The organism is Endozoicomonas numazuensis, from assembly GCF_000722635.1.
In the GTDB taxonomy this organism is placed as follows: Bacteria; Pseudomonadota; Gammaproteobacteria; order Pseudomonadales; family Endozoicomonadaceae; genus Endozoicomonas_A; species Endozoicomonas_A numazuensis.
Genome location: NZ_JOKH01000004.1, coordinates 85,516 through 100,777, shown reverse-complemented (window position 1 = coordinate 100,777; position 15,262 = coordinate 85,516). Strand labels below are relative to the sequence as shown.

Here is a 15,262-nt window from a genome sequence, read left to right as displayed (position 1 = left end):
TGGTTTTTTAGTTTCAAGACGACTTTCTCGCAGTCCGAAAAATGGCTACGAAGCGGACAGATTGAGAGGTGGCATTTCTACCTCTTTGGTTTACTGCAGGCGTTACCAGCGTTGGAAGTGCTCAAACCTTCAATAACTCGTTTATAAGAGGGCTTATGCCCTCCAGTGGGCAGGTCAGACATTTTTGATAAAATCAGCCAGTCTGAACATCGGCTCTTTCAGCATGCTTTTAACTTGTGTTGATGCTCCAATCTCTTCCAATGCTTTATCCATACACAGTAGCCATTGATCGCGATGGTCAGCATTAATTTGGTAGGGTTTGTGTGGTGATGTTAAACAGACTGTGCCGTGTTTCTCATGGTAAAGTCCGGGACCACCCAGCCAGCCTGACAGGTACTCAAACAATCGCTGCTCAACCTGATCCAGACTTTTGGCATGCATCTGGCGAATTTCTTCGGCTTCAGTTGTTTTATCCATAGCTTGATAAAATGCTTTGGCCAGAGCGCGTATTTTTTCTTCCCCACCAAGAAGTTCGTAAGGACTGCTATTGCTCATTGAATCATAATCCTGCGGTTCTTTTTTATTATTGAAATAATGCCACTCATTTAAATAGTGGTATTGATCTCTATCAACCCGTTCTTATAAGTCAAAAGAAATGTTCAGACATCCCCCTTATAGAAGTCTTTTTGTCGTCGTCCAGCAGGTTTTTTGATCTTTAGGCATTATCAAGCCACCGCCCAGTTGAAATAGTATGTGTCTCTCTAGCTCTTTAAGCCTGAATTTATTTCCAGCGAAGTTCGTACTCACCTTGTTTGTAAGTTCTGTTTTTATCGGTGTATTAGTAGGTGTAAGCAGGACAATGGATATACTTAGCCGCTCACTGACTGATTGGAAGGGTAGCTTCCCGCGACAGTGCTCGAATACAAAACTGCAGTGGTCCTTCCAGTTGATCGCTGGATAGCGATGAACTGCTATTGTTGCAATGCATAGCCAGGGCAAACCCGTGCAGATAGTCTGCCAGCAGATCCAGGGCGTCTTTCTCCGTTTTCTTGTCAAGGTGCAGAGGAGACAGAGCGGTGTAAAACCGCTCGGTAAAAACCTGTGCCGGACCCGGCGATGACATTGAGAGCATTGTTTCCAGCAGGCCAGCATGGTTTTTTAGCAGCTCAAGATAGCTATGGCACAGCAACGTTAATTCTTTCTGCCAGTCATTTGTTCCCGTGGGTTCATAAATACCCTCAATCAATGAAACCGTCACCGCTTCCAGCAATGCTGCCTTGTTATTGAAGTAGTAATAAATGGCCATGGCATCGACGCCCAGCTCGCCGGACACACGACGTATACTGGGCACCTTCTCTTCTTCCAGCATCAGGCGTCTGGCGCATTGCACAATCTTTTCTCCGGTCAGATTGCTCTGCACCTGTGTCGGACGCCCCCGTTTTTTTTCCTTGACCATCATACATTGCCTGACTAATATTCCGACAAATTCTACAGTGTAGAATATTGTAGTTAAAGCCCTGATGAAACAAATTATGTCAGCCTGAAGCCCTTGGTTCGCTGTGCTTGCAGTGTCTGATTCTGGAGAAAGTATGTCTAATTTCGTTTACATTGGCACCAGTCTGGATGGTTATATTGCGGATAGCAATGGCGGCCTGGACTGGTTGCAGATGGTGCCTAACCCTCATAACGAAGATCTTGGCATGGACGAATTTATGGCCGGGATTGATGCCTTGGTGATGGGACGAAATACGTTTGAAGCCGTATGCGGTTTTGATGTTGACTGGCCATATTCAAAACCGGTTTTTGTACTCAGTTCAACACTGAAGGGTATCCCTGTCGAATACCAGGATAAGGCCGAGTTGGTATCAGGTTCTCTGGAGGAAGTTGTGGAAACCCTGCATCGAAAAGGTTTTAACAATCTCTATATTGATGGCGGTAAAACCGTTCAGAGCTTTCTGCAGGCCGATATGATCGATGAGATGATTATTACCCGGGTTCCGATTCTGCTCGGCGATGGCATCCCTCTGTTCGGTTCCCTGCCTGAGCATATGACCTTTGAGCATGTGAGCACAAAAGTTCTGCTGGATGCCATGGTGCAGAGTCACTATCAGCGGAAAAATTTAACTACCGGTTAAATAGGCAAGCGACCGGTCAGCTGATCAATGTCAACATGCGGTTTCTGAACAAGAGGGTAATTTCAGGACTGAGAGTTAACATCAACCCATCTTTGACACGTACCCCGGCTTTCAGCCTGTAATACGAGTCTTCAGACATCACCCTTATAGAAGTCTTTCTGCGCTTTGGTGACCTTTTTCAGGTAGTTTCTTGATTCTTGTCGGGGGTGTTTGCGGGTGAGTGCCCAGTAGGCTTCTTCGGGCTCCATCTGATTAAGGATTTCCATAGCCCGGGTGCGGTTGGAGTGAAAAGTTTTCAGGACGTTCCCCGCACCGCCATTGTAAGCAGAAATGATGGCGTAATGTCTGACCAGTGGGTCTCTGACCTGTTTGAGGTAGCGAGTCTCAAGAATATGCAAATAAGCGGTACCGGCATCAATATTATTTGAGGGATTAAAAAGATAATTTCTGCTGGGTTGCCCACTTTTTCGCTTAACCAATTTAAAAACGTCGCGCCCTGCCGTGGAAGGAATGATCTGCATCAGGCCATAGGCATTGGCATGGCTGACGGCATAGGGGTTGAAGCTGCTTTCTGTCCTCATGATGGCATAGATCAGACTTTCCTTGATTTGATATCGTTGTGACATCTGACGAACGATACTGGCATATTGATACTGGCGCTTGATCAAATGGTCGCCAACCAGATCAAGGTCAATAGCATAAATAGTACCCTTCGCACTGGAGCGAGTGATTAAGTGGTTGTCGATCAGGTAATCAGCAAACTGGCTGGCTCGCCACTCCCAGCGAATAGGCTTTCCCTGTTGATCCAGAACCTGGCCGTATAACATTGGTTCTTCCCCGAGAGGAACGGCTTTGTCACTGAACAGGTCGACTTCATCCGGGTTATACGGTGTTAGAAGGGTGACAATAATTGCGTGCTTGAGATCCTGTTGATCCAGGGTTTCGACATGAACCTTACCTTGTTCGAAATTAACAAATACCCGGGTACGATAATTGTTGGTGTATTTGACGTATTCTTTATTGCTGGCACTTTTTTCATCGCCCCAGTTAACGCGGGCTTCTGTGGTGAGAATGCGTACCAGAGCCTCAAAGGCGATCACATCTTTTTGAATACTTTGGGCTGTTTGAACCGTTGAGTAAACATCAGCTATCGGTCCACCGAGCTCACGAACGACAACATTAGTCGCATAATTAACGGCTGAATGGTTAGAGCAGCTGGTAAGCAGCGGAATGGTCAGACAAAAACCAGTCATCGTCAGAATATTTTTGATGCAGGCATCGAAACGACCGTCGAGATTGTCTGGCATAGGATCACTTCCCTGTAAAAAGTGCCTGGTCAGCTAACCTGCCCAGGCACTGGGTGTGCTTATCCCTGGAGTCCCCGGGATGCGCTTTTGTTCTGGATCATTTCGATCTTGTAACCGTCAGGATCTTCAACAAAAGCAATTTCAGTCGTACCGCCTTTGACTGGGCCTGGTTCACGGGTGATTTTACCACCGTTTGCACGGATGGCTTCACAGGTTGTATAGATATCGTCGAAGCCAATGGCTATGTGGCCAAAACCTGTACCCAGGTCGTACTCTTTGGTGCCCCAGTTGTAGGTCAGTTCGATCACTGCTTGCTCTGATTCATCGGCATAACCAACAAAAGCCAAAGTGTATTCGTATTGTTCATTATCGTGCTTGCGAAGCAGTTTCATACCCAGTACATCGGTATAAAAAGCAATAGAGCGATCCAGGTCGCCCACTCGAAGCATGGTGTGGAGAAGTCTCACAGAAAGCTCCTGATATTCAGGTGGAGGGGGGGGGAAACTAAACCGCTCCCGGTTGGAAAGCTGGAGTTTGATGGTGTATAGGGCGCGCTTTAGAATAGGCGCAAGCGCCTCTGAGCTCATGGCTTGGAGGCCCCTAGAACCAAAAGTTACCAGACTGTTAAAAAGTCCGTCTTTCAAACTGGATGCAGGGTTTCGAAAGTTATTTTATAACAAAGCTATAGAGACAGGTAGTGGCTGTGAGCGCTCGGTAAAACGTCTCTCGTTAAAAGGGTATTCAGGCTGAGTCTGTAGGTACAACTGAATATGTGCTCTCTTTACTTTAGTTTGGAGTTGAGTTTATCAATCTTGATGTCAAATCTTTCCATAGCTTTTCCGAAATTCCTTAAATCATCATGGCGCTTCCAGAATCGACAAGCCAAGCCAATGAAAACACCCCACATAATCATTTCAGAGTAGGTGGCGATATATCCCCATTCTTGGTTGCTGAAGAGAATGGTAGCCGGTAACAGGTTGGCTGCACCAAAGACAATTGATAGGGCGAATATCATTCTGAAAGAGGATTTGTTCATCTCTATACTGGATTCCTCCATGGCTGATAGAAGCTCTTTCTCCAGCTTCAAAACCTTGAGGCTCTCTTCTATATTCTTCTTTCGGTAGACTGAATATAGCTTTGTGCAGATCGCCCAGATTGCAGCCCCCAGTACACTATAAAATAGACTGTTAGCGACTTCCATTTCTATACATCCCCAGTCACTGCTGTCCGGTTAAACATATCCAAGCTCCAGCTTTCCCTGATTCTGGAGCAAGCTGCCCCCGCTTTTCTCCGGAGGATCACTGAATAACTCCAGAAGAGAACGACGACCGGTCAGATTAAGACTGATTCTCCTGGCTATTTGCTGTAACGACAGCTGGCAGCGTGTTGTGATCTGGGCCAGGCGTAGTAGAAGGTAGGCAATCATTGCTGTCAGAACCTGAATTTTCACTGCGTTCTCACTTCTGCCAATGAACCGCTTAATCTTCAGATTCTGTTTAATCCACTTGAAGAACAGTTCAATCTGCCAGCGAGATTTGTACAGGGCAGCAATTTCAACCGCTGTTCTCTTCAGGTCATTACTGATAAATACCAGTACTTTGCCGTCTTCCTCACGGTGAATTTTGACTCGTCTCAGGTAGGTTGGACAGTCTTTACGGCCTTTGTCAGAAGAAAGCCTGATGATTTGATCTTCAAGGATAAAGTTTTCCTTCGTTGCACGAGTTTCAATGACTTCGTAGACCGCAGAGCTCTTCATTCTGCCAACGAAAAGAGTACCCTGGCAGGTCATCTCGTAATACCAGCTGTAGTCATCATAGGCCCGGTCAAAAACATAGGTAACACCCGCCATAATGGGCAGGTTCTGAGCGGCTTTACGATCATTCACTTTGGCGCTGGTCAGTTCGAAGAAGGTCGGTGTATCTGCCTCCGGGTCATAAACCGTGTGCAGCTTTATGCCGCCCTTGGTTTTCCTGAAATGAGCCCATTCAAACTGGTTTACATTCAAGTCGATGGTTGTGGAGTCAATCAGACGTACCATGTCACTGGCCGCTCCCCGTGGCAGATGGCTTCTGACCTTTTGCAGCAGAAAGAAAAAAGTCTCTGAGAAAATGCTGGCGGACCGATGACTGTTGGCGTCCGACAGTGAAGAGCGCTTTATGCGAGAGACGCCCAAATGGTAATGGTGGCTGTGGCAGGTGTTGAAGTTCTCAACTAAATCCCGAATCGAGACCCGACTGGCCAGTTGAGCAAACATCATGGCGACCAGCTGAGTCCAGCATGACAGAGTTCTGATCCGATGATCACCATTGTGACGGTCAACCACCTTCTGGAATTGGTGGCGGGGAATGACTTTGAGCAACTGTTGGAAAACGCTGTTATGATGCTTCATGCCTGTCTCTCTTGGTCTGTGAAATAGCTGTCTCGATAACTTCTATTTTACTGTAAACCAACAGGGACAGGCACTTCCCAGTTATTCCGGATTTTTAACCGGACAGCAGTGATCCCCAGTATAAGTTCAGGTGGTTATAGGTTGATAAAATCAGTTACTGTTATTTTGTTTCTAGAGGCAATTCTGTAATAGCCTTGCCTTCCAGCTCGCCACCTTTAAACTGAATCAGGTAGTCTGAGCCGTTCTCTTTTTGCTGGAGCTGCACCAGAATATAGTCCCAGTCTTTGGCAAACCAGATCCAGGTTTCACGGTCATTGTCTTCACGCACGACTTTTACACGAGTGGTGTTGAGTTTGCCGGCAGGGGTATCAAGGATTTCATCGGCTTCAATAATAAAGCGTCTTTCGTAGACTTTATCGTCGTCAACAACCGGGTAGACCAGCTCTTTTTTACCCGTTTTTAAATCCAGCCGTAATTGGAGTTGATAAGAAAGAGGGTCCTGAGCGCCGGCTGGGAATTTGATGTTTGATTTTTCGTCATCCTGTTGCCAGGACGCTTCCATGGATTTCCAGTCAAACTGAGCGTTTTTAGGTGGTTTGCCACCAATACCTTTGCGCTCGTAGCGATAGGAAAGAGGGCGTACTTGTCCATTTTTTAAATCGATTCGGCTGGTTTCATCCAGGCTGATCGAGGCAATGAAGACTGATGCGCTGGCTCCAAAATCAAGAACCCATTGGTCGCCCTCTTTTTTCAGACTTCGAGAGCCTGAGCCGCTGATGCCTGAAACTTCTGCTTTATATTCAGCTGTGAATGGCTTCAGTGGCGTGGTACTAGTTTTTTGTGCAAAAGAGGGAGCGCTGGCGAATAAAAGGCCAGAAAAAAGCAGGGCAGTTGCAGACTTGAAAGGGATCATGGTAATTCCTTTTCTGAAGAGTACCTCTCTCAGTTTCTGAATAAGAGGGAGGTATTCTCGGGTTATCGCCACTATGAATTTAATCCGCTTTCAAAACCTGAGAATGGTTCTGCAGGTGTATCAACGAGGTTAATGTTCAGTGACAATGTTTTGTTCGGCTATACGATATCCTTGAGGACCCAGAGGCTTATTGTCAAGTGAGATGACATCGTCTTTTATATCTATTCGGCCGGAAACGATCCAGTCTATAGCTTTTGGGTAAAGGTGATGCTCCATTACCTTGACTCTCTGCTCAAGCGTTTTTGCTGTATCAGAAGGGGTTATTTCCAGTGCAGCCTGCATAACCACAGAACCACTGTCCAGTTCTTCTGTCACAAAGTGGACTGATGTTCCATGCTCTTTATCGCCTGCATCCAGGGCTGACTGATAGGTGTTCAAACCTTTGTGTTTCGGTAGCAGGGAGGGATGAATATTAATTAACTTTCCCTGATAGTGCTCAACAAAAGCACTGCTTAGGATTCTCATGTAACCAGCCAGCACAATGAGGTCAGGGTTGTATCTGTCAATGTGTTCCATCAGCTCAAGGTCAAACTGCTCACGACTTGAGTAGAGTTTGTGGTCGAGGCACTGGGTATCAACACCGGCATGGAGAGCTCTCTCCAGGCCATAGGCTTCAGGTCGGTTACTGAGAACCCCTACGACCTGATAGCTGTATTGATTCTGCTGGTCGAGAATGGCCTGTAATGTGGTACCACTGCCCGATAGCAGTACAACAACCCGATTGTTATCAGTCATTTCCGGTCTCAAGATTTCTGTCTGTTATAGAAAAAGGTCCAAACCATTATCAGTTAACGGATTCAGACCTTTCTTTATCTTTAACGGTAAACGACTTTGTCGCCGGAACCGGATTCCATGTGACCTATAACAAAGGCCTCTTCACCCAGCTCGCTCAGTCGAGAGACGGCTTCTTCAGCCTTGTCTTGAGGAACGCAGATCACCATGCCGACACCACAGTTGAAGGTCAAATACATCTCGGACTGGGCGATGTTGCCGCCTTCCTGCAAGAATTTGAACACTTCCGGGATATTCCAGCTTTCGGTATTGATGACTGCGACACAACCTTCGGGAATGACCCTTGGCAGGTTTTCAGTCAGGCCGCCGCCGGTAATGTGCGCCATAGCATGAACGGGCATTTCTTTCTGAAGCTGAAGCAGTGATTTGACGTAGATTCTGGTGGGAGCCATGAGGGCTTCGGCCAGAGGTCTACCGTCTACTTTGCTGTTCAGATCGACCTGGCTGACTTCGAGAACCTTGCGGATCAGAGAGTAGCCATTGGAGTGAGGGCCGCTGGATTTTAGCGCAATCAGAGCATCACCGGCGGCGACTTTGCTGCCATCGATGATGTCGGACTTTTCGACAACACCGGTACAGAAACCCGCCAGGTCATAATCTTCACCCTGATACATGCCAGGCATTTCTGCTGTTTCACCGCCTATCAGGGCACATCCAGCCTGTTTGCAGCCTTCGCCGATTCCCGTTACTACCTGTTCCGCAACGTCAACATTGAGTTTTCCGGTTGCATAGTAATCGAGAAAAAACAGAGGTTCAGCACCGCAAACCAAAAGGTCATTGACGCACATGGCTACCAGGTCAATACCAATGGTATCGTGTTTCCCCAGATCCATGGCCAGTTTCAGCTTGGTGCCTACACCATCCGTTCCGGAAACCAGAACGGGCTCTTTATAGCCTGTGGGTATCTGGCACAGGGCGCCAAAGCCTCCCAGGCCGCCCATCACTTCAGGGCGTGAAGTGGCTTTGGCTACATGCTTGATACGATCAACCAGGGCGTTACCTGCCTGGATGTCGACACCAGCGTCTTTATAGCTCAAGGAAGAAGCTGAGGAAGTTGTATCGCGGTCGCTATTGCTCATCGGAGATGTATCCGCATCGTGGATTCTATTGTGAATTGATCAGAACGCGCATTCTAACTTAACCCGGAAAATTCATAAAGCCGCTTTGGTCAGGCTGAAGAGCGCCTGCCAGCTCACTGGTTTGAAAATAATGGCGAACAGTCCATACCGCTTTACAAAGATTTTCTACAAAACCAGAAAGTTATGGCAGAATGAAGGGATACTGGGCTCCGGGCGTTTCGTCTGGGTAATTAGTACTCTTTATATAGAAGAGCAGTTGTGTCAGGTGTCACTGACATTCCATGAATCGGTCTGGCACAGTGCAGATGATCATGGCTGTTTGTTCAGAAAGAGTGCCTGTTTTTGATTCCGGACATTATGTATAGAACGTGCAAGCTGGAACGGTTGTTCCCTCTGTCGAGGCTGATTTTCACATTGATGCTGGCCTTGTTGTCTTTTCAGCTGTCTGCAGCACAGATGCCCGAACTTTATCGTGTGGGTGTCCCGGTCAGCAGTCAGAGTGGTGGAGAAGAAAGAGACAAAGCCATGAGTCGGGCTCTGTCAGAAGTGCTGGTTAAAGTCACAGGGCAGCGAAGTACGCTTAATAATGCCGGTATTAAACAGTCATTAAAGAAAGCTTCAGCGCTGGTTCAAAGTTTCGGCTACGAACGCCGTGATACTGATGCAGGCCAACAGTTGTTGCTTCAGGTACGTTTTGATGAAGCCGCCGTTAATCGTTTGCTTCGTGATAACGGTCTGGGGATTTGGGATTCCAATAGACCCGACACTATTGTCTGGCTGGCAATAGAGAAGCAGGGCGCCCGACAAATTTTGAGAGAGACAGTGGGTTCTCCTCTGGTGAATGATCTTAAGCGCGTTATGGCTGCGCGTTCTTTACCTTTGACGTTTCCCTTGATGGATTTTGAGGACAGTACCACGATCTCTGAAGTTGATGTCTGGGGACTGTTCTCAGACAAGCTGGGTCAGGCTTCTGCAAGATATGGATCAGAGGCTGTGCTGGCTGGTCGGCTCAGTGAAGCCCGTGGCCGCTTTAATGGCCGTATTGTTCTGTTGTTCAGAAATCAGCGGTTTGATGCGTCAGTAACGGATCTTTCTGCTGAAGGGCTGGCATTAGCTATTGCCGACCTTACGGGCAATACACTCTCCCGTCATTATGCAGTCCTGTCGGGTGGCAGCAGTGTTAATCCAGTGCTGGAAGTGGATGGCATAACCCATACCCGGGATTACGCCGGGGTGGTCAATTACCTTAAAGGATTGACTGCGGTGAGGGATGTGACGGTAATCAAAGTCAGTGGCAACAAAGTTGAGCTGGAGCTGGTTATTGATGGTACGCTGAGCCAGTTGTCTGATGCTATTGCTTTGGGTCGAAATCTGAGAGCGACAGGCGAAGATGATATCAATCAGACGTTGAAATATCGTTGGCTTGGAAACTGATCAGGAACGTCAGCTTTTAAATTCAGCCATGTCGGGCAATCCATACGCCTGGCAAGACGAGTCACTATAGAAGGAATAAAATGACCAGACAGCAACAGTGGATGCTGGCAGGCATCGTGTTTGTGGGTGTTGTGCTGATAAACTTTGTCGGGGCGGTGATGACACCCTTTGCGATCAGTGCAGTGCTAGCTTATTTGGGCGACCCTCTGGTGGATCGGCTGGAAAAGCTGAAGCTCTCCAGGCCGCTTTCGGTGACGCTTGTCTTTCTGGTTATTTTTACCTTTCTGGTTTTGATGTTGTTGATCCTGATACCGGCAATGTTTCAACAGGTCAAAACCCTGATGCAGTTGCTGCCAGTCTGGGAAGAGTGGGTGAGAATCAACGCCATACCTAAGCTGGTGGAGTTAACTGATCTGGACCCTGAGTGGTTCGACGTCAGTCAGCTGGTCAAGACTATGGCGGGCGAGTGGCAGAAGACTGGTGGGCTGTTGGCAGAACTGGGCCGATCAGTAACGACTTCTGGTCTGGCGGTTATAGGGTTTCTGGTGAATCTGTTTCTGGTACCTGTCGTGACTTTTTATCTGTTACGAGACTGGGATCATATGATGGAGCACATCCGGTTGATGCTGCCAGTGAATCTTGAGCCTATCGTTGTCGAACTCGCCAGTGAGTGTGATGAAGTGCTTGGCGCTTTTCTTAAAGGGCAACTGATGGTGATGTTGGCTCTGGGTCTGATTTATAGCTTGGGACTTTGGGCCATAGGGCTTCAGTTTGCATTGCTGATTGGTTTGTTGGCCGGTCTTGTCAGCATTATACCTTATATGGGATTTGTGGTGGGCTTTGCTACGGCGATCACTGTTGCATTTTTTCAATATGACAGTTATTTACCGTTGCTGATGGTGGCTGGAGTATTTACCCTGGGTCAGGCTCTGGAAGGCTGGGTGTTGACGCCTTACCTGGTCGGTGACCGTATTGGTCTTCATCCGGTGGCAGTTATATTTGCCTTGATGGCAGGGGGGCAGATCCTGGGGTTCGTTGGGATGCTAATAGCACTGCCATTAGCAGCCATTATTATGGTACTCTTGCGTCATCTGCATCGAAATTATAAGGCGAGCCACTTATACCATGCTGGTGAGCCGGGGGAGTAAGGTGATCTATGCCCACAGCGAACAGAAATCCATTTTGCCATGCCATTGTGAACAAAGGTTAAGTGAAATGTTTTTCCTGTGTCTGTCACCTGCAGATTTTATTAACCCGTGTGAGCTTGCTATTTTTCATAAAAATGTCGCGATAGCAGGTTTTAAACCTATTCCTTTGGTTAAGTTTGAGCGGCATTTCTCGCTCAAGGCTGTTTGATGTCGTATATGAGCCAGCCAGTGCAATTACCGCTTAGTGTCCAGATTAGGGACGATGCTACCTTTGAAAACTTTTTCAGCGGGGATAATGCTGCGCTGGTAAATATGTTGGACATGGATCAGCAAGCCAGCGGCGTAGACTCAGAACAATTTATCTATCTATACGGTGCGCCCGGTGTTGGTTGCAGTCACTTACTGCAGGCAGCCTGTCATCAGATCGACAGCAGAAAGGGGCGCAGTATCTATTTGCCCATGCAGGAGCTGGTTCATTACCCTTCCAAATTACTTGAGGGAATGGAAAGGCTTCAACTTGTCTGTATTGATGATGTTAGCGCTGTGGCGGGTATACCGGAATGGGAAGAAGGGCTTTTCGATCTGTTCAACCGCCTCAGGGACTCCCAGACGCGTTTGCTGGTCGCTGCAGACTGTCCTCCAAAAAGATTGTCCATCACGCTGCCAGATCTGGTCTCGAGATTAAGCTGGGGGCTGGTGTTTCAGGTGCAACCTCTCAGTGATAAAGATAAGGTATCTGCTTTGCAGCTCCGGGCTCATTTGCGTGGACTGGAAATGAATGAAGATGTAGCCCGGTATATTATATACCGCAGTAACCGGGATATGGGGCATTTGTTCAAAATGCTGCAGAAGCTGGACAGCGCTTCACTCAGAGCTAAAAGGAAGTTGACCATACCCTTCGTAAAACAAGTCATGAACTGGTAATCAAGAGAAGTCGTATGCAAACCCAGCAGTCGGTTATCCGGTTTGTGATCTTTGCTGTAATTGTTCTGGCCATTTTGTTGTCATTAATTTCAGTAGTATTAATGGTTCCTGGGCGATATACCGACCAGCTCCTCCAGCAGATAGAAGACCAAACAGGTGTAGAAGTCCTTCCTGTGGCCAAGGAGTATTCCTTCATAACCGGGAAGTTCCTGCTTACCAACCCGGAACTGAGAATCTCTCCAGGTATCACACTCAAGTCAGAGAGCATTGGTCTCAATGTCGCCTGGACCTCCCTTTGGAAAGATAAAATAGAGCTGGATCAAATTGATTTCAAAAACCCCAGGATTTTTCTTGATCTGGGTCTTATTGGTCAGAAGCCACCCATGCCCAATCTTTATCAGTTTCTCAGAGAGTCTGGGCGGTTCGTCTTTGAAGATGGTTCTATGAAGGTGGTCAATACTGAACAAGCCAGCGCCACTGAGATTGTCGGGATCGACTTCAATAGAATGGAGCTTAAAACCCAGCAAGCAGATCAGGTTGCTGTCGAAGTGTTCAGAGATTCTGGCAGCAGGAAATGGTCTTTGGGCGGTATTGTTGATTTAAATGAATTGATGATGTCGGGTCAACTCTCTATCGATGAACTGCCTTTGGCAGATGCTGTCAATCAGGGGTTTATTCAATGTTCGGAGTGTTCATTGGAAGGGCGTTTGTCCACCGATCTTTCGGTTGAATGGTCCATCGACCAAGGTTGGGAGCTAACAGGTACTGCCAAAGTACTGGATGGACAGTTTCAGGATTTGAACACGGACCTTGATCTAAAGTGGAAAGAACTGTTTGCAGAAGGTTTTCAATTTAAAAACAATGAAGGTTTTGTTGACGATCTGTCGTTTAAAGAAGCGGGGCTGACAGTTAACGGAAATCTATTGCAGCAAGTAGCAAAGTCACTGGATAGCAGTTTACCTGTCGCTGTGAAAAATATTGAGTTTAATGGTGTTATTCAGTCTTCCGAAAGGCAGGATAAAGCGCTGTTTAGCCAGAGCAGGGTTGAGCTTGAATTGCTTGGCCCCGGACAGTTCACCTACCAGCTCAATGGGCAATGGCTGGAACGGGTTGCTGTTTTTCTGGAAGGAGGGGTAGATTCGAATAATACCATTGCATCTACTCTTAATATTTCTGCCAGAGATGTTGATTTGTCTTTGCTGTCTGCTTCTGAACGGTCAGTTGCCGGATATGATCTGGCCGGTAGTCGTGTGAATTTGAATCTTGCTTCAACAGCGGGTGGTGGAAGCAGAGGGAAGTTGATCTTCTCTAAATTGGAAGCGAAGCCCATAAAGCCTGAACTGGATATCAAACATGTTAAAGCTTTGATGACTAACATCCAGTCGATAATGGCGATGGATGTATTTGTTCGTGGAGGGCAGTCTCCACTGGCCGCAACAAAGATGGCTATACAGTCAACCTGGAAGCGTGTTCTGGATCAGCCATTGCAGTATTTATCGCAGCAGGCCGGTATTACCCCTGCATTATCAAATAACCTGCATATGCCCGCAGGTAGGGCTTACTTGACAGACAATGACAAGGCTCAGTTAAAAGGTTGGAGCCGGGTACTGACACAACGGCCAGATATTAATATCTCAGTTCAAGCTGTTGCCAGTAAGGAAAAAGACTGGCCAATTCTGTCCAGATCTGAGCTTGAAGCCGATTTGATTGAACTGTATTCCGCCATTAATCGCAGTAAGCCGGGAGAGGTGAAAGAGATTCCGGCAGATATCAGGGGGCAGCTGATTGAGCAGATGTATCTGAGAGCTCATAACCGTAAAATACCGGAAGTGGGTGATGTTAGTCAGGGCACACGTGTGAAGGAAGCAGAGCAATGGCTGTTGAAAAATTGGCCAGCCAATCAGGAAAAAATGAATAAACTGGCTGTTGATCGTCTTAATGCTGTGAATGAATATATCGTGAGTGAAGGTACGGGCAAGAAACGGATTATCAGTTTGCCGCCATCAACAGTAGAAAACGCTAAGTCAGCAGTGGAAATCCAGTTGCTGTATTAAGTTGAACTGACTGGTATTGAAACAAGCTCCTGATCATTCAGGAGCTTTTTTGTTTGCAGAGAAAATAAATTGTTTTTAGAAAGGTTAAGTATCTGGTCAGTTGCTTGCGCATATTCAGGCGAGTGGATTTTTTCATCCTTCAAGGCGCAACGCCGGGCGCGTAGCCTTAGCTACGTAACCAGAGTTGGAACGCAGAAGGGTGGAAAAAGCCGCCGTCCAGATATTCGAAAACAACTGGTCAGGTACTTATGACTGAGTCTGGTTGTTCAGTTGACCCTGCCATCGGGTGAACATCATAGCGGATACAAACAATAAACTGCTAAACACAGTAATCAGCCAGCCATGAATGGAATCTTTGATAAACCATGCATCAAGAACTCCGCTGATGAAATAGAAGCAGATAATGAAGCACAACCAGGCTGATGCTCTGGGCTGACGTTTGATCAACCCATAAACAGGCGCCAGAAGTGGGATGATAGTGAAAGAGGCGATCATCCATACTGAACTTTCAGGTGGGTGTAGCCAAAGTACTTTAGCCACCTGGGAGGCCAGTAAGCAGACATAGAGAATCAAGCTTACTCGATAGCTTATAGTGGCTCTTTGGGTCAGGTCCTGCACGATTAAAGGATCTCCAGAACAGATTCTGGTGGGCGACCCACTCTGGCTTGGCCATTACAGACGACAATGGGTCTTTCAATCATTTTTGGATAGGCGACCATTTTCTCAATCTGTTGTTGTGCCGAGAGATCTTGTCCCTTGATGTGGTCTTTATATTCCTGCTCACCCTTGCGCATCAATTCTTCAGGTTTTTTGTCGAGCTGTTTCAGAATGTCTCCCAGAGCTTCTTTACTGGGTGGGGTTTCAAGGTAAAGAACGACCTCAGGGGTTATACCCTTTTCCTCAATCAGAGCCAGAGTTTGTCTGGATTTTGAACAGCGAGGGTTATGGTAAATAGTAACGCTCATGTTGTAATTCTCTCTACTTTATTCTCGGTCAGAACTGGGCAATTTGTCTGAGTTTCTGTGAA

General features: G+C 47.1%; 16 protein-coding genes. 5 read left to right on the top strand and 11 right to left on the bottom strand.

Annotated elements, in window-relative coordinates; genetic code table 11:
- Window positions 1–174 precede the first annotated feature (174 nt).
- Window positions 175–555 (bottom strand): group II truncated hemoglobin, encoded by a 381-nt coding sequence (locus GZ78_RS17230; RefSeq protein ID WP_034838794.1) that lies wholly within the window; start codon window positions 553–555, stop codon window positions 175–177.
- A 322-nt stretch (window positions 556–877) separates the two neighbouring features.
- Entirely contained in the window at window positions 878–1,459 is a 582-nt protein-coding gene (locus GZ78_RS17225; protein ID WP_034838791.1) for a TetR/AcrR family transcriptional regulator, read from the bottom strand.
- A 130-nt stretch (window positions 1,460–1,589) separates the two neighbouring features.
- Between GZ78_RS17225 and GZ78_RS17220 the strand changes: the two genes are divergently transcribed.
- On the top strand, window positions 1,590–2,135 hold the full coding sequence (locus GZ78_RS17220) for a dihydrofolate reductase family protein (RefSeq protein ID WP_034838788.1): 546 nt from the start codon (window positions 1,590–1,592) through the stop codon (window positions 2,133–2,135).
- Window positions 2,136–2,266: 131 nt separating this feature from the next.
- On the opposite strand, the gene mltC is transcribed toward GZ78_RS17220, so the two are convergent.
- The 7 genes from mltC to purM all read right to left on the bottom strand — a co-directional run bounded on the left by mltC (window position 2,267) and on the right by purM (window position 8,675).
- Window positions 2,267–3,442 carry a membrane-bound lytic murein transglycosylase MltC gene (mltC, locus tag GZ78_RS17215; protein WP_051786299.1) on the bottom strand — a complete coding sequence of 392 codons (1,176 nt, stop codon included), beginning with the start codon at window positions 3,440–3,442 and terminating at the stop codon, window positions 2,267–2,269.
- Window positions 3,443–3,501: 59 nt separating this feature from the next.
- Window positions 3,502–3,909 carry a lactoylglutathione lyase gene (gene gloA, locus GZ78_RS17210; RefSeq protein ID WP_201772761.1) on the bottom strand — a complete coding sequence of 136 codons (408 nt, stop codon included), beginning with the start codon at window positions 3,907–3,909 and terminating at the stop codon, window positions 3,502–3,504.
- A 314-nt stretch (window positions 3,910–4,223) separates the two neighbouring features.
- Complete coding sequence (locus tag GZ78_RS17205) at window positions 4,224–4,643, bottom strand: hypothetical protein (RefSeq protein ID WP_034838783.1); 420 nt, start codon at window positions 4,641–4,643, stop codon at window positions 4,224–4,226.
- Between the two features lie 30 nt (window positions 4,644–4,673).
- Window positions 4,674–5,831, bottom strand: a complete 1,158-nt coding sequence (locus tag GZ78_RS17200; protein ID WP_034837026.1) for an IS4 family transposase — start codon at window positions 5,829–5,831, stop codon at window positions 4,674–4,676.
- A 160-nt stretch (window positions 5,832–5,991) separates the two neighbouring features.
- A complete protein-coding gene (locus tag GZ78_RS17195) occupies window positions 5,992–6,744 on the bottom strand; it encodes a DUF3108 domain-containing protein (protein WP_152558798.1) in 753 nt (250 codons plus the stop codon).
- A 129-nt stretch (window positions 6,745–6,873) separates the two neighbouring features.
- Window positions 6,874–7,539 carry a phosphoribosylglycinamide formyltransferase gene (gene purN / locus GZ78_RS17190; RefSeq protein WP_034838778.1) on the bottom strand — a complete coding sequence of 222 codons (666 nt, stop codon included), beginning with the start codon at window positions 7,537–7,539 and terminating at the stop codon, window positions 6,874–6,876.
- Window positions 7,540–7,619: 80 nt separating this feature from the next.
- The gene (gene purM / locus GZ78_RS17185) at window positions 7,620–8,675 is read right to left on the bottom strand and encodes a phosphoribosylformylglycinamidine cyclo-ligase (protein ID WP_034838774.1); all 1,056 of its coding nucleotides are present in this window, start codon (window positions 8,673–8,675) and stop codon (window positions 7,620–7,622) included.
- A gap of 357 nt (window positions 8,676–9,032) precedes the next feature.
- Here purM and GZ78_RS17175 point away from each other — a divergent pair, with 357 nt between their 5' ends.
- From GZ78_RS17175 to GZ78_RS17160, 4 genes are all read left to right on the top strand, one after another.
- Window positions 9,033–10,109, top strand: a complete 1,077-nt coding sequence (locus GZ78_RS17175; RefSeq protein ID WP_034838769.1) for a DUF2066 domain-containing protein — start codon at window positions 9,033–9,035, stop codon at window positions 10,107–10,109.
- 80 nt (window positions 10,110–10,189) lie between these two features.
- Complete coding sequence (locus GZ78_RS17170; RefSeq protein ID WP_034838766.1) at window positions 10,190–11,257, top strand: AI-2E family transporter; 1,068 nt, start codon at window positions 10,190–10,192, stop codon at window positions 11,255–11,257.
- A 207-nt stretch (window positions 11,258–11,464) separates the two neighbouring features.
- Entirely contained in the window at window positions 11,465–12,181 is a 717-nt protein-coding gene (gene hda, locus GZ78_RS17165; RefSeq protein ID WP_407919798.1) for a DnaA regulatory inactivator Hda, read from the top strand.
- A 14-nt stretch (window positions 12,182–12,195) separates the two neighbouring features.
- Window positions 12,196–14,235, top strand: a complete 2,040-nt coding sequence (locus GZ78_RS17160) for a DUF748 domain-containing protein (RefSeq protein ID WP_034838764.1) — start codon at window positions 12,196–12,198, stop codon at window positions 14,233–14,235.
- A 246-nt stretch (window positions 14,236–14,481) separates the two neighbouring features.
- Here GZ78_RS17160 and GZ78_RS17155 read toward each other — a convergent pair whose 3' ends face one another.
- Both GZ78_RS17155 and arsC read right to left on the bottom strand, forming a co-directional pair.
- Window positions 14,482–14,853 (bottom strand): DUF2069 domain-containing protein, encoded by a 372-nt coding sequence (locus GZ78_RS17155; protein WP_051786298.1) that lies wholly within the window; start codon window positions 14,851–14,853, stop codon window positions 14,482–14,484.
- A 2-nt stretch (window positions 14,854–14,855) separates the two neighbouring features.
- Window positions 14,856–15,200 carry an arsenate reductase (glutaredoxin) gene (gene arsC, locus GZ78_RS17150; RefSeq protein ID WP_034838762.1) on the bottom strand — a complete coding sequence of 115 codons (345 nt, stop codon included), beginning with the start codon at window positions 15,198–15,200 and terminating at the stop codon, window positions 14,856–14,858.
- Window positions 15,201–15,262 lie beyond the last annotated feature (62 nt).